The sequence below is a fragment of the Agrobacterium sp. SORGH_AS_0745 genome, from assembly GCF_030818995.1.
Classification (GTDB): Bacteria; Pseudomonadota; Alphaproteobacteria; order Rhizobiales; family Rhizobiaceae; genus Agrobacterium; species Agrobacterium tumefaciens.
Window position 1 is genome coordinate 2,736,262 of the sequence record NZ_JAUTBI010000003.1, and the last position, 14,651, is coordinate 2,750,912.

Genomic DNA, 14,651 nt, shown 5'->3' on the forward strand with positions numbered 1-14,651 from the left:
CCGCTTCCGTTGCTTTGACAAGGCGGCGAAAGGAACCAAACGCCGTTGAAGGCGTTCGCCGCATCAGAACAGCATGACGGGGCGGTAAAAAACGTCGCGATTTGGGCAAGGAAGGCCGGCAACTCGAGGGAACGATCTGCCCTTTGGAACCGCCGATCTCCAACCCATATTAAATGCACCTAATATATGTTATAGAAGTCAATCAGCTCAGGGAGAAAAACGATGAAAACGCTGATCGTAACGTCACTCTTGGCCCTGTCCGCCAGCACCGCGATGGCTGCGGATGCCGTCTACGAAACCCCGGCGCCTCCGGTCGCGCAGGAAACCCTGCCGGTATTTACCTGGTCTGGTCCGTATCTTGGTATTCAAGGCGGCGCTGGCTGGGCGAACGGCGATTTTTCGGCTGGCGGCCCCGTCGCGTCGGATAGTTTCGATGGTGGCATTCTGGGCGCTTTTGCCGGTTACAATTACCAGTTCGACAATAATTTCGTCCTCGGTATCGAAGGCGATGTCGATTATAACTGGAACGACAATGACTATGCCGGCGTGAACATCGGCACCGACTGGCAGGGTTCTGTTCGTGGCCGTGTCGGTTACGCTTTCGACCGTGCCTTGATCTATGGTACCGCCGGCTGGACAGCGACGCGCGGTTTCATCGAAACGCCTGGCGCCGGCAAGGATAGCACCACGTTCAACGGTTACACCGTCGGCGCTGGCCTGGACTATGCCTTCACCGACAATGTATTTGGCAGGATCGAATATCGCTATAATGACTATGGCGACAAGGACATCTTCGGCGTCAACACCGATTTCGACCAGAGCACCGTCAAGGTCGGCCTTGGTGTGAAGTTCTGATAGCGTCGACAAACGTCAGCAAAAGAGCCCGGCCAAGTGCCGGGCTTTTTCTTTGTCGGAACGCCGCACCAGCTTCGCCCTGAGACTCTAAAAACGTGGAAAATGTGAACATCGCAGAAATGAGATATTCACGGACCGTTCAGCCGGCCCGTGCCATCATGCGGGCATAATGAGCCTCTATCTCCCGAAGCAGGCTTATGGAGTAGCCCTCGATGAAAAAGATCATTCTTACAACCCTTGCCGCGCTGGTTGCCACCGGCAGCGTCTTCGCGTCCTACGGCACCGCTGCCGCGCAGGACTATCCCTATCGTCCGCGCTACGACCGTGGCGGCCCGCCCCCACCGCCCTATCGCGAACACCGCCGCCACAATGATGGTGCTGCGATTGCCGGCGGACTGGCTGCAGGCGTTATCGGCGGCCTGATCGGCGGCGCAATCGCCAACGGCGGCAACAGCGGTCCCCGCTACTACGAGCCACCACCGCCGCCCCGCCCACGCTGCTGGTTCGAAGACCGCCGCGTTCCCAATTCCTATGATGGCGGCTGGCACACCGAAAGCATGCGGGTCTGCGACTGACCCCATAGCTGAAAATCCGTAATGAACAATCCGATCAGTCTGAATGGCTGGTCGGATTTTTTGTTGGATGAGCAAAATCCAAGGAATGCGCAATGATCGATGATGTATCGACTTGCTATGCGGAATCGCACCAACTCGTTCAAAATATAAGGAAAATGGTGGGCCCGGAGAGACTCGAACTCCCAACCAAGCGGTTATGAGCCGCCGGCTCTAACCATTGAGCTACAGGCCCTTTCGGAAAAATTATCCGAAACACCGGCTTCGCAATGGTTCGAATCCGGTGGGTCACGCTCTAACGTAATTTTTACGGCCCGACAAGCCATTGATGCTATCGCAAGCTGCCGTTGCCGTATTAGCTTCACAATCTAAGGCAATACCCTGCAAAGGGACACAATCAACGAGGAAACACCATGACGACGACAAAGGCCCGCCTTTTCGCACTCAGTGCATTGACCGCAGCAGCAATGATGCCGCTTGCCGGTAATGCTCTTGCGCAGGATGCCACCCCGCGCGAAGCAACCATCAGTGTTTCCGGCGAAGGCCAGTCGGCAATCGCGCCCGATATGGCGATACTGTCATTCAGTGTCGTCAAGCAGGCGGAAACGGCGGCTGCGGCTTTGACAGAGAACTCCAAGGCGCTCGCCGAGGTTCTGAAATCGCTGAAGGCGTCCGCTATCGAAGACCGCGACCTGCAGACGAGCAATTTCTCCGTGCAGCCGCTTTACAAGCATTATGAGCCGAAAGACGGCGTTTACGTCGCACCGGAAATTACCGGCTATCAAGTTTCCAACGGACTGACCGTGCGCGTACGCGACCTGAAGAAGCTGGGAGAGATACTCGATACCTCCGTCAAGCTCGGTATCAACCAGGGCGGCGATATTACCTTTACCAATGACAAGCCGGAAGCAACCGTGACCGAGGCCCGCAAGCAGGCGGTTGCCGATGCGCTGGCCAAAGCGAAAACGCTGACGGAAGCGGCGGGCGTGAAGCTTGGACGCGTGATCCAGATCAGCGAGAACATGCAGCGCCCCATGCCGGTGCCGCAGACCATGATGCGAGCTTCGATGGCGAAGGAGGCCGACAGCGTGCCGATCGCTTCGGGTGAGAACAGCTACAGCGTGGTGGTCAACGTCACCTTCGCCCTGGGCGAATAAAACAGTCGGAGCGGCGGCATTGCCCGCCGCCCGCATCTGCCGAACGGCTGCGCGTAACCGCCACCCGAGAGGCCACAAAAAGAAACGCCCCCCGCCTGTCATAACAAGCGAGGGGCATTTTTTTTGATCCGCGCGAAGGGCGGGGGATTTCCGCGGATCAATATCAGCCGTTTAGCGACGGATCACCGGGCAACCACGCTCATTGGCGAAGAAGATGCGGTCAGGGCCGCGACGGTCGAATCCTGCAACCACGACACGGCGCGGCGATACATCGACAACGCGCGCGCGGCGAAGACCCATGCGGCTAGCCTTTTCCTCCGCAAGCCGCGGCGAGCAACCGTAACGCGGGCGGTCAGGACGGCCCCAACCCGGACCAGGACGATCGGGACGACCCCAGCCCGGGCCGCGGCCTCTGTCATGACCGTATCCATCCTGAACCTGAACTCTGAGCTGAACATCCGGGCCAGCCGAAGCAGCTGGAGCGGTGACGGAAATTCCGCCGAGGGCGATGAGGGCAGCCAGGCCGGCTTTTGCGAAGGTACTGAACATGAACTCACTCCGTTTGTTTCTGCGCCGGCAGGGACGTCCCCCGGCGATTGACGAGACCCTAGACCCGCCCGCCTGAACGCCGACAGAACCGCATGTTCAGCAGACGTTCAGAGACATTAACGGGAAAACGAAAGGAAAAGTCGGGGCTTTTGACGGGAATCATGGGGAGATATGCAGAACGATTTCACGGCGGTGCGGCCGGTCGCGATGTTCGAAAAGATAAAGGCCCTGCCATGTGCCAAGGGTAAGCCTGCCATCGCTGATCGGTACTCCGATGGAAACCGCGGTCAGGGCCGATTTGATGTGAGCAGGCATGTCATCAGGGCCTTCGAGCGTGTGGACGACCCAGCGCATGGAGACATCGTCGGAAGGTGGCACGAGGCGGGAAAAAAATACCGCCAGATCACGCCGGACATCCGGATCGGCATTTTCCTGGATAAGCAGGGAGCAGGATGTGTGCCTGACGAAGACGGTCAAAAGGCCTTCGTCCACGCCTGCCTCCTTCACAAAGCGCTCGGCCTCGGACGTAAATTCGTAGAGTCCCTGCCCGTGGGTGGTGGTAATGGTCATTTTCTTCTGCGGCACGTTATTTCCTTTAGAAAATTCGGAACAAATTAGGCACTGCAAACGTTGGACCATGTCGAATTGTAACTGATGGCGAAAAGGCGTGCTTCCATGACATGGCGGCTGCCTTTAATAGAACGGAATACCGGCGTCACGGTTGCAAAAAACGGGGAAGGATTGGCACTATCAGAATGAACCATTCAGGCTTTCCCGTCTGCGGACGACTAAACTATTTTCAGTGCAAGACAGGCAAAGGGTGCGAGAGATAGATTCATGGCATCCACTGATTATATTGTCGACCTGACAAATTGCGACCGCGAACCCATCCACATTCCAGGTTATATTCAATCGCACGGCTGCCTGATTGCTTGCGACAACGCCATGCGCATGGTCCTGCGGCATTCGGAAAACTGTCGCGAGATCTTGCGCGTCGATGGCGATATCAACGGCAGGACCGCCGAAGAAGTGCTTGGTAAAAATCTCGTCCATGACCTTCGCAACGCACTTACGGTAACCGGGAGGACCACCCGCCCTGCCATGCTGCCCAATATGGAACTGCGCGATGGTCGCAGCTTCGATATTGCGCTCCACCGCTATAAATCCACGACGATCATCGAATTCGAACCGTCAGGGAGCGAGACCCAGCCGCTTGGTACCGCACGCAAGATGGTGGACCGCATTCGCGAGGCGGACACGGTCGAAAGCCTGATTTCGAGAACAACCCGGCTGGTAAAGGCGACCTTGGGTTACGACCGGGTGATGATCTACCGTTTCGAGGATGACGGTGCAGGCAAGGTCGTGTCGGAGGCAAAGCAGCCGGAACTGGAAAGCTTTCTCGGACAATATTTTCCGGCAAGCGACATACCGCAGCAGGCCCGCACGCTCTATCTTAAAAACACACTGCGTATCATCTCCGACGCCAGCGGAATACGAGTTCCCGTATTGCCCGCCATCGATGTGTCTGGTGAACCGCTTGATCTGTCATTCGCGCATTTGCGCAGCGTTTCTCCCATCCATTGCGAATATCTTCGCAATATGGGCGTTGCTGCCTCCATGTCGATTTCGGTGATCGTCGATGGCGCCCTGTGGGGCCTTATCGCCTGCCACCATTATTCGCCACGCGTTCTGACGATGTCGGTCAGGATCGCCGCAGAAATGTTTGGAGAGTTTTTCTCCATGCATTTGCAGGTCCTTAAGCAGAAGCGCAAACTCGATACCGTCAACCACGCCCATGCCGCTCTCGACCGCTTCCTGCGGCTCGCCGCCCATCACGCGCACATCGAGGAACTGCTGATCGACAGTTTCCAGGATTTTGCCGATCTGATGCCATGCGACGGCGTCGGGCTTTGGGTGGACAACAACTGGCACGGCCACGGCGCAACGCCGCCCGCGGATGCCATTCCAAGGCTGGCGCGCTTCGTAACCTCTGTCAGTGAGGGAAGGGTCTGGGCAACCCATGCCATCTCGCAAGCCATACCGGAAGCGGAGATTTATGCAGATATCGCAGCCGGAATGCTCGCCATTCCGCTGTCACAGGTCAAAAACGACTATCTGCTGTTTTTCCGCAGGGAGATCGTGCAGAACCTGAACTGGGCCGGCAACCCGGAAAAATCCTATGAGACCGGTCCGCTCGGCGATCGTCTCACCCCGCGCAAGAGCTTCGCGATCTGGAAGGAGACCGTGCGCCTGCAGGCGCAGCCATGGTCCGATGCGGACCGGGAAATTGCCGAAGCCGCAAGAATAGCGTTGGTCGAGGTCGCATTTCATCACAGCGAGCTGATGGCGGGCGAAAGGGAGCGCGCGGAAGTGCGCCAGCGCATGCTGAACGAGGAACTCAACCACCGCGTCAAGAACGTTCTCGCCATTATCAAATCGCTGGTCGGCAATCCCTCGCAAGAGGGTAAAACGCTGCAGGAATATGTCGGTGCGCTAAAGGGTCGTATCCAGGCATTGTCCTTTGCCCATGACCAGATCATTCGCGGTGAAGGCGGCGGGTCGTTGCGCGACCTGCTGGACGCCGAATTGTCGCCGCACCGTTCAGCCGAGGCTATTGTTGATCTTGCCGGACCACAGGTCACGCTCGATTCGCGCGCATTTTCCGTCATGGCCCTCGTACTGCATGAACTGGCGACGAATGCTGCCAAATACGGCGCGCTTGCGCAGACCGGCGGAAAACTGGATCTGCGCTGGGAAGTCGACGAAAACCGCGATTGCCTGATACATTGGCGCGAAACTCTGCCTACCAAGCTGCCCACACCATCACGCTCCGGGTTCGGCACGGCGCTCATCAGCCGCAGCATCCCCTACGATCTGGGCGGACGCAGCACCATTCGGTATTTGCCTGATGGGCTTGAGGCGGAAATTCTCCTGCCCTCCCGCCATATCTCAGCAGTCATGACAGCTTCCGAGATGAAGACGGAGGATGACACCGTACCACAACCCAGACGGTCCAACCGGGAGGAAACGTTGAAAATATTGCTCGTAGAAGACCAGATGCTGATCGCCATGGATGTGGAGAACATGCTGGAAGACAACGGCATCAAGACAATTGAAACCGCGACCTCCTCGGCAATGGCCATCGAGAAGCTGAAGAGCTACGTGCCGGATGTGGCTATCCTCGACATCAATCTCGGTTCCGACACCTCCATCGCCGTCGCACGCGAGCTTCACCGCCGCGGCATCCCCTTCCTGTTCGCCACCGGCTATGCCGATGCCAGCATGGTGCCTGACGACTTCGGCAACGTGCCTGTTATCAGGAAGCCGTACGACGAGGATGCGCTGATGGCGGGTATCGGGCTGTTGGTCGGTGATACGGAGAGGGTGTAAGCTCCCAGCCCTGCTGACCGACATATGTCCAGACTGGACGTCATCCTTGGGCTTGTCCTAAGGATTTAAACACGTCTACAAATCAGTCGGGTGCATATCCTCGGGACAAGCCCGAGGACGACGGAGTGGCGGACGAAAACCTTCGTCAGCAAACCAAAAGTTTAAAAAACTAGCTTTCATTGAAATCGGGTGAAGCCCCGCTTTTTCGCCTCATCCGGTGTTAAGGCGTTCCCAATCTTAAACCGGAATGCCGTTACGGCGTAGTTATCCAGATCGACTTCGCACTGAAAAGACACATCGTGCCAGCTATTGCCGGTATTGAATGCGCCGCCGGAAGCATCAATAGAATTCCCCGATATCCTCCCGCCCGTATCCGAATAGGGTATCATGCCACGGGCGGCAAAACCCGCGCCCTGAATTTGCGCCAGAGCCTCCGTGCTGCAAAGCTGAACAATGCGGCGGCGGGGCGGCAGATCACCAAACATCTGGCGTCTTTGGGCCGGAGAAAGCAGCGACGAAGACAATAATTGTTTGGCGGCCGGAAGTTTCGCGGGCTCCTCCTTTGCCACCTCGGCAGGTTTTTCGTCAGCCGGTTTCTCCTGCGGCACCGGCGCTTTTTCCGGCTCAGCCTCTTGCTTGACGGGTGAAACCGCAATTTCTCCCTGTTCGGCGGACGCCTTGAGATCGCCGTTGGCGGCAGATGGCGCGGGCTTGTCCTCAGCCGTCTTTTCAGGCTGGCTTTCAGGCTCCTTGGAAGGCTCGGTCTTGTCCGCTTCCTCCGCCTTACCTGTCTTGTCCTCTGGGTCCGCCTGCGTCTCCTCCGGCCGCATGGCGATAGCCGGCAGTGTCGCCTGCAAGGGCGGCGAAGGTTTCGGCTCCTCTGCCGGCGGAGCGGGCGGCGGCGGTGGAGGCTGCGGCTTTTCTTGCTTTGCCTGCTCGGCGGCGGGAGGCTTGGCTTCCTCCGGCTTCTTTTCCTCAGGCGGCGGCACCAGATCGACGCTGATGCTTTCCGGCTCCTGCGGTTCGGCTATGCGTTCGGGCAGTTCGAAAAGAAAGATCGCGACCACAGCCAGATGCAGCAACACGGAGACGGGCACCGCCCATCCCTTCCCTCGCCATCTGCTTGCCGAAACCTGTTGCATGTTATCGAGCCAAATCGAACCTGAGCATTTCCGAAAACGCGGAACGCTTTGTTTTTACACATAAGGCTTGTCGCAGAGATCGCCAGTGCGGGAAACAAAAAACCCGGCCAGAGGTGACTGACCGGGTTCAATTTTAAAGCAGGCAAAGGCTTAGCTGTCGAGGAAGCTTCTGAGCTTTCTGGAGCGGCTCGGATGCTTCAGCTTGCGAAGTGCCTTCGCCTCGATCTGACGAATACGTTCGCGCGTGACCGAGAACTGCTGGCCGACTTCTTCCAGCGTATGGTCGGTGTTCATGCCGATGCCAAAACGCATGCGCAGAACACGTTCTTCACGCGGCGTCAGCGAGGCGAGAACGCGGGTCGTCGTCTCGCGCAAGTTGGCCTGAATGGCGGCGTCGATAGGCAGCAGCGCGTTCTTGTCCTCGATGAAGTCGCCGAGATGCGAATCCTCTTCGTCACCTACAGGGGTTTCGAGCGAAATCGGCTCCTTGGCGATTTTCAGAACCTTGCGCACCTTTTCAAGCGGCATGGCCAGCTTTTCCGCCAGCTCTTCCGGGGTCGGCTCGCGGCCGATCTCGTGCAGCATCTGGCGCGAGGTGCGAACGATCTTGTTGATCGTCTCGATCATGTGAACCGGAATACGGATCGTGCGCGCCTGGTCGGCGATCGAACGGGTGATCGCCTGTCTGATCCACCATGTCGCATAGGTCGAGAACTTGTAACCACGGCGATATTCGAATTTGTCCACCGCCTTCATCAGGCCAATATTGCCTTCCTGAATGAGATCGAGGAACTGCAGGCCGCGGTTGGTGTATTTCTTGGCGATGGAGATCACGAGACGCAGGTTGGCCTCGACCATCTCCTTCTTGGCGATACGCGCTTCGCGCTCACCCTTCTGTACCATGGAAACGATACGGCGGAATTCGGCGATGGAAATACCGGTTTCCGTCGACAGATTCTGGATTTCCTGACGGATCTCGCGGATCGTGTTGCTTTCCTCGCGGGCGAATTCCTTCCAGCCGCGGGCGGCCAGATTGGCAATCGACTTCATCCAGTTCGGATCGAGTTCCGCACCGTGATACTGCTCGAGGAAGCTGTCGCGCTTTACGCCATAGGATTCGGCAAGGCGCAGCAGCCGGCCTTCGTTCTGCATCAGACGCTTGGAAATATCGTAAAGCTGCTCGACAAGGCTGTCGACACGGTTCTGGTTCAGCGACAGCGACTTCACAGCCGTGATCAACTGGTCCTTGAGATCCTTGTAGCGGCGCTCCTGACCGGAGGACAGGGTCCCCGTGCAGGCAAGGCGAGCCTCAACCTGCTGGTCCTGAAGCTTGCGCAGCTTCTTGTAGGTGTCGGCAATGGTGTCGAGCGTTTCCATGACCTGCGGACGCAGCTCGGCTTCCATCGCGGCAAGCGAAAGGTTGGACTCGTCGTCGTCCTCTTCTTCCTCTTCCGGCGGCAGGCCATCGCCACCCACGTCAGTCACATCCTCGTCACCGGAGGGCGCACGCAGTCTGCGGGTCTTTTCCTTCTCTTCGGCGGCCTTGCGGTCCGCCTCGATCTTTTCCGGGCTCTGGAACTGCGGGGCAGCCTTGGCTTCCGGGCCGGAATAAGTGGTTTCGAGATCGATAATCTCGCGCAGCAGCGTCGTGCCTTCGTTGAGTTCGTCGCGCCAGATGATCAGCGCCTGGAACGTCAACGGGCTTTCGCAAAGGCCGGAGATCATCGTTTCGCGGCCGGCCTCGATGCGCTTGGCGATGGCGATTTCGCCTTCGCGCGACAGAAGCTCTACGGAACCCATTTCGCGCAGATACATGCGCACAGGATCGTCGGTACGGTCGGTCGGTTCTTTTTTCTTCGCGGTCGCAAGCGCGGTACCGCCGGAAGGTGCCAGTTCGCCGCCTTCGGACTCTTCGTTATCGGAATCGTCGCTTTCGGCTTCGCCCGGTGCTTCCTCGGCATCCTCGTCCTCGATAACGTTGATGCCCATATCGGACAGCATCGCCATCGTGTCTTCGATCTGCTCGGACGTCACTTCTTCGGACGGCAGGACGGAATTCAGCTCGTCCATCGTCACATAGCCGCGCTTCTTGGCGGCCTTGATCATCTTTTTGACCGCGTCATCCGAAAGATCGAGAAGCGGACCGTCCGTCGCACCGTCGCGTTCGTTTTCTGCTTCTTCGTTTTCTTTGACTTTGGTTGCCATCTATCTCGTCGCTTTCCCTGACGCTAACACCTGTTCCGCCGCATCGCCGTTCGCCTTGAGAGCATCCGGCTGATAACAGCGAATCACTGTCAGACACCTAACGGAGTGATCTTTAATTGCCGATTAACCACGGCAGCCTCAGGCAGAATGCAAAGACAGTGCACCCGAAAATGCTTGCTCATGCAATTTCTATCCGCCAAGGCTCATTCCACCTTACTATTCCTGAATTGGTGATTCCCGCTATTTCCCGCCCCGTCAAGCCTTTGAGGGCGAGACAGCCACGGAAATTCATAAAAAGGGCCGCATTTTGCGAGTTATCACCAGACTACCCCCTATTTAGGGCGCTTGCAGCAAAAGGCAACCCCACACGTCTTTCTATTCTTGGCCGCAGTCCTCAGCCATGGCCGACAGCTGGACCCTTTACCCGGCCGGACATGACGCCGAAACCATCGATGATCGCTTCCTGATTTTCCATTCGGCCGATTTCCAGCTGAACTTCGGCCAGCGCCCGCACCAGAAGCGTGCCGCGTTCGTCGTCCGTCGCCTCGCCTATTTCCCGCTCCAGCTCGCGCTTCTGCCAGAGCAGGGATTTCGTTCTCTTGTGCAGGGAAAGTGCCTGCACATATCCCTCACGCGCATCTTCCAGCGCCGCCTGTTCCGTGGCCGTCCACAGGCGCGCATTGCGCACCTGCTGGTCCATGGTTTTCAAAAGCACCTCGAAACCCTGCTGCGACAGGCGCTCGATCAGCCCTGCCCGCGAAATCTCGGCCGCACTTTCCGCAGCAAAGGTCAGCACAGTCGACCACAGGCGTTGCAGATCGCGGTTTTCGTAATCGATCGCGGCGATCTCGTCATATTCCTCAAGCAGCAGTTCGGGATGGTTGACGATGGTGATGGCGAGAACGCTTTCGCGAAGTGAAGGCTTGGTCTGGTGCCCCCTGACCAGACCCGACTGGGTAAGCCGGTCGGAAATGTTACTGGCCGGCGCAGCCATGGCTCCACCCCGTCCGGAAGCGTTCCTCTGGAACCCGCGCCCATTACCCTGCTGGCCATCGCGTCGGAAATTTCCACCCTGCGAACCGCCCTGCTGAAAACGCGGCTGGAAGAAGGCATTCAGCCTGTCGCGCATATCCTGCTGGTAAAAACGCCGCACGGCCTCGTCGCCGATCACGGCAACGATCTGCCGCAGCCGGCTTTCAAGCTGGGCACGCTTTTCAGGCGTATCGAAAGTCACCGAAGACGTCTCGCGGCTCCAGATCATCGCCGCGAGCGGTTTTGCCTCAGAAAGCACACGGTCAAAAGGCGCACGCCCCTCCAGCCGCACGAGATCATCAGGGTCTTTTCCGTCGGGCAAAAGCGCAAAACTCACCGAACGATCGGGCTTGATATGCGGCAAGGCGAGATCGGCTGCGCGGTTGGCGGCACGAATGCCGGCGCCGTCGCCATCAAAGCAGAGGATCGGCTGCGGCGACATTTTCCACAGGAGCTCAAGCTGGCTTTCCGTCAGCGCCGTGCCGAGCGGGGCGACAGCATTTTCCACACCCGCCTGATAAAGCGCAATGACATCCATATAACCTTCGACGGCAATGACGGTGCCACCGGAAGCCTGCGAGGCGCGCCGCGCGCGGGCGAAATTGTAGAGAACATTGCCCTTGTGAAAAAGCTCGGTCTCGTTGGAGTTCAGATATTTGGCCACTGCATCCGCCGCCATGGCGCGGCCGCCGAAAGCGATCACCTTTTCGCGCGACGACAGGATCGGGAACATGATGCGGTCGCGGAAGCGGTCATAGGAAACCGGCACGTTTTCATGCACCACCAGCCCGCAGGCTTCCATCTGTTCGCGCGCCACACCCTTGCTCGCCAGATGCTCCTTCAGCGCATTGCGGCTATCTGGTGCAAAACCGAGCCTGAATGTCTCGATGGTGCGCCCAGTCAGTCCGCGATCGCGCAGATAAGCCCGCGCCCGTGCACCTAGCGCGGTCTGCAACTGATCCTGAAAGAACAGCGTCGCCATTTCCATGACGTCCTGCAACGAGGTGCGCTCGCGCTCGCGCTTCTCAGCCTGCGGATCGGGCTGCGGCATGGAGATGCCGGCCATGTCGGCGATCTGCTGAACCGCTTCGGGGAAACTCAACCCCTCGAGATCGGTGAGAAACCGGAAATGATCGCCGGAAACACCGCAACCAAAACAATGGTATCGCCCCTTGCGATCCTCGCAATGAAAACTCGGGCTTTTTTCGCCATGGAACGGGCAGCAGGCCCAATAATCGCCCCGCGGCGTATTGGTCTTCTTCTTATCCCAGGACACACGTCTGCCGATCACATCGGAGATGTTCACGCGGTCGCGTATCTCATCGAGAAAAGAATTGGAAAATCGCATGGTTTACCTGTTCGAGGCCAGTCTTTCATATAAGCGCAGAAAGGGGTCAGTACCAAACCCAAAGAACCGGAATACCCGATATTCACAGGCCATCGCACTAAAACCGCATCGCCGCTGTCGCCCGCTTCGGGCAAATTTATGGCAGCGCATCATCACAAAAAATTATGTTTTTGTAATTTGAGCCAACCGTCGCCGAGGTATAAAACATATTCAAAGGCAGCGCCCGGACATTCTCATAAAGCTGCTGACGCCCGCAGGCACGTCCCCCGAAAAACGCCTGCGCGTGACCGCATTTTGATCCGCCGAAATGCGCCTTCGTCGGCAGCAAAAAGGCAGGGCAGCCATGGCTGCCCTGCCTTTACTTTTTCCGAACGGGCGACACCTACTTCAGCAAATCCTTGACGACGCCGGAGGCTTTCGCGAAGTCGATCTGGCCGGGATAGCGCTCCTTGAGCGCATTCATGCACTTGCCCATGTCACGCAGGCCGGAGGCGCCGGTTTCGCTGATGACGGCCTGACACAATTCGCGCACCTTTTCGGCCGGAATCTCTTCCGGCATGAATTCCTTGATGATGACGATTTCCTCGCGCTCCTGAGCGGCAAGCTCGGCGCGACCGGCACCATCATAGATGCTGGCGGACTCTTCCCGCTGCTTCACCATCTTGGTCAGGATCTGCATGATCTCGTCGTCGGTGACGGGGTCCTTGCCCACGCCGCGATTGGCAATATCGCGATCCTTGATGGCTGCCTGGATGAGACGCACGGTCGATGTACGCCGGGCGTCACGAGCCTTCAGCGCGTCTTTCAGAGTATTAGCGAACGTGTCGCGCATCATTTCTTCTTCTCCTTGGGAAAGTGCATTCCGCAGCTTCTCGACACGGAAACTTTCCACCTTATTTTTCGAAACGACATAACCGAGCAAACCCGCTCAAGCAAATCAAATGCATAAGCCCTTGAATGTGCGAAGGTTTAATTCCGCGTAAATCTTGAGCCTGCGGTTGACCGTTTAAGCAGCTTTCGTTATTTTCCGGCACCTGCACGAGATTTTAACGAAGGGTCAAAACGCGAGTTTTTCGCGCGCCCCTTTATGTCACGAAGCCTGCGACAAAAAATGGCCCCTCTCCCCCTGCCTTTCAAGAGGCGGGGTGCGAAGCGGCAGAAACGGAACGAGATGACCGAGACAGCGCCCTGGACTACCCGCAAACCGACCGCAATGCTTGTTCTTGCCGATGGCACAGTGATCGAGGGAACGGGGATCGGCGCAACCGGCAAGGTACAGGCCGAAGTCTGCTTCAACACCGCACTGACCGGTTACGAAGAAATCCTGACCGATCCGTCCTATCTCGGCCAGATCGTCACCTTCACCTTCCCGCACATCGGCAATGTCGGCACCAATGAGGAAGACATCGAAGACCTGACGCCAGCCGCCCGCCGGGGCGCAGTCGGCGTCATCTTCAAGGCCGACATCACCGACCCTTCGAACTTCCGCGCCGCCAAGCATCTGGATGCCTGGCTGAAAGCCCGCGGCGTCATCGGCCTTTGCGGCATCGACACGCGCGCGCTGACGGCATGGATACGCGAAAACGGTGCACCGAACGCGGTGATCGCCCATGATCCCAACGGCGTGTTCGACATCGAGGCGCTGAAGGCGGAAGCCAAGGCATGGAGCGGTCTCGTCGGCCTCGACCTCGCCATCGAAGCCACATCCGGCCAATCCTCCACCTGGACGGAAACGCCTTGGGTTTGGAACGAGGGTTACGGCACGCTGAGTGAAGCCGATGCGAAGTACCATGTCGTCTGCGTGGATTTCGGCGTCAAGCGCAACATCCTGCGCCTCTTCGCCGGTCTCGATTGCAAGGTCACGGTGGTTCCGGCCCAGACATCCGCCGAAGACATTCTGGCATTGAAGCCGGATGGCGTTTTCCTTTCCAATGGTCCGGGAGACCCGGCAGCGACAGGCGAATATGCCGTACCGGTCATTCAGAACCTCATCAACAGCGACCTGCCGATCTTCGGCATCTGCCTCGGCCACCAGATGCTTGGCCTGGCCGTCGGCGCCAAGACTGAAAAGATGCACCAGGGCCACCACGGCGCCAACCATCCGGTCAAGGATTTCACCACCGGCAAGGTGGAAATCGTGTCCATGAACCACGGTTTTGCGGTTGACGCCAAGTCGCTGCCTGATGGCGTCGAAGAAACCCACACGTCGCTGTTCGACGGCACTAATTGCGGCCTGCGCATCGTCGGCAAGCCGGTCTTCTCCGTCCAGCACCATCCGGAAGCATCGCCCGGCCCGCAGGACAGCCACTATCTCTTCCGCCGCTTCGTCAACCTGCTGCGCGAGAGACAAGGTGAGGCAGCGCTCGCCGAGCGCTGAGACATCTTCGGAAAATCAGGAAAA

Annotated in this window: 11 protein-coding genes and 1 tRNA gene; 5 read left to right on the forward strand and 7 right to left on the reverse strand. The window is 58.1% G+C overall.

From position 1 onward, the window contains the following. Positions 1-222: 222 nt before the first annotated feature. Positions 223-855, forward strand: coding sequence for an outer membrane protein (locus QE432_RS23155; protein ID WP_003513345.1), 633 nt, complete (start codon positions 223-225; stop codon positions 853-855). A gap of 212 nt (positions 856-1,067) precedes the next feature. Beyond that, positions 1,068-1,430 (forward strand): hypothetical protein, encoded by a 363-nt coding sequence (locus QE432_RS23160; protein WP_003513347.1) that lies wholly within the window; start codon positions 1,068-1,070, stop codon positions 1,428-1,430. 156 nt (positions 1,431-1,586) lie between these two features. Here QE432_RS23160 and QE432_RS23165 read toward each other — a convergent pair. Next, positions 1,587-1,662 (reverse strand) — tRNA-Ile (locus QE432_RS23165). Between the two features lie 178 nt (positions 1,663-1,840). Here QE432_RS23165 and QE432_RS23170 point away from each other — a divergent pair. Next, on the forward strand, positions 1,841-2,584 hold the full coding sequence (locus tag QE432_RS23170) for an SIMPL domain-containing protein (protein WP_003513348.1): 744 nt from the start codon (positions 1,841-1,843) through the stop codon (positions 2,582-2,584). A 171-nt stretch (positions 2,585-2,755) separates the two neighbouring features. Here the strand turns inward: QE432_RS23170 and QE432_RS23175 are convergent, their stop codons facing one another. Beyond that, a complete protein-coding gene (locus QE432_RS23175; RefSeq protein ID WP_003513350.1) occupies positions 2,756-3,133 on the reverse strand; it encodes a hypothetical protein in 378 nt (125 codons plus the stop codon). Positions 3,134-3,292: 159 nt separating this feature from the next. Then, positions 3,293-3,718 carry a secondary thiamine-phosphate synthase enzyme YjbQ gene (locus QE432_RS23180; RefSeq protein ID WP_026330776.1) on the reverse strand — a complete coding sequence of 142 codons (426 nt, stop codon included), beginning with the start codon at positions 3,716-3,718 and terminating at the stop codon, positions 3,293-3,295. A gap of 252 nt (positions 3,719-3,970) precedes the next feature. Between QE432_RS23180 and QE432_RS23185 the strand changes: the two genes are divergently transcribed. Beyond that, positions 3,971-6,523 carry an HWE histidine kinase domain-containing protein gene (locus QE432_RS23185; protein WP_306625866.1) on the forward strand — a complete coding sequence of 851 codons (2,553 nt, stop codon included), beginning with the start codon at positions 3,971-3,973 and terminating at the stop codon, positions 6,521-6,523. A 176-nt stretch (positions 6,524-6,699) separates the two neighbouring features. Here QE432_RS23185 and QE432_RS23190 read toward each other — a convergent pair whose 3' ends face one another. The 4 genes from QE432_RS23190 to QE432_RS23205 form a co-directional block, all read right to left on the reverse strand. Next, complete coding sequence (locus QE432_RS23190) at positions 6,700-7,620, reverse strand: DUF930 domain-containing protein (protein WP_306625868.1); 921 nt, start codon at positions 7,618-7,620, stop codon at positions 6,700-6,702. A gap of 195 nt (positions 7,621-7,815) precedes the next feature. Further along, a complete protein-coding gene (rpoD, locus tag QE432_RS23195) occupies positions 7,816-9,870 on the reverse strand; it encodes an RNA polymerase sigma factor RpoD (RefSeq protein WP_003513359.1) in 2,055 nt (684 codons plus the stop codon). 394 nt (positions 9,871-10,264) lie between these two features. After that, positions 10,265-12,250, reverse strand: coding sequence for a DNA primase (gene dnaG / locus QE432_RS23200; protein ID WP_003513370.1), 1,986 nt, complete (start codon positions 12,248-12,250; stop codon positions 10,265-10,267). Between the two features lie 382 nt (positions 12,251-12,632). Continuing rightward, a complete protein-coding gene (locus tag QE432_RS23205; protein ID WP_026330775.1) occupies positions 12,633-13,082 on the reverse strand; it encodes a GatB/YqeY domain-containing protein in 450 nt (149 codons plus the stop codon). A gap of 339 nt (positions 13,083-13,421) precedes the next feature. Between QE432_RS23205 and carA the strand changes: the two genes are divergently transcribed. Further along, the gene (gene carA / locus QE432_RS23210) at positions 13,422-14,627 is read left to right on the forward strand and encodes a glutamine-hydrolyzing carbamoyl-phosphate synthase small subunit (RefSeq protein WP_035198637.1); all 1,206 of its coding nucleotides are present in this window, start codon (positions 13,422-13,424) and stop codon (positions 14,625-14,627) included. The last annotated feature ends 24 nt before the right edge of the window (positions 14,628-14,651 follow it).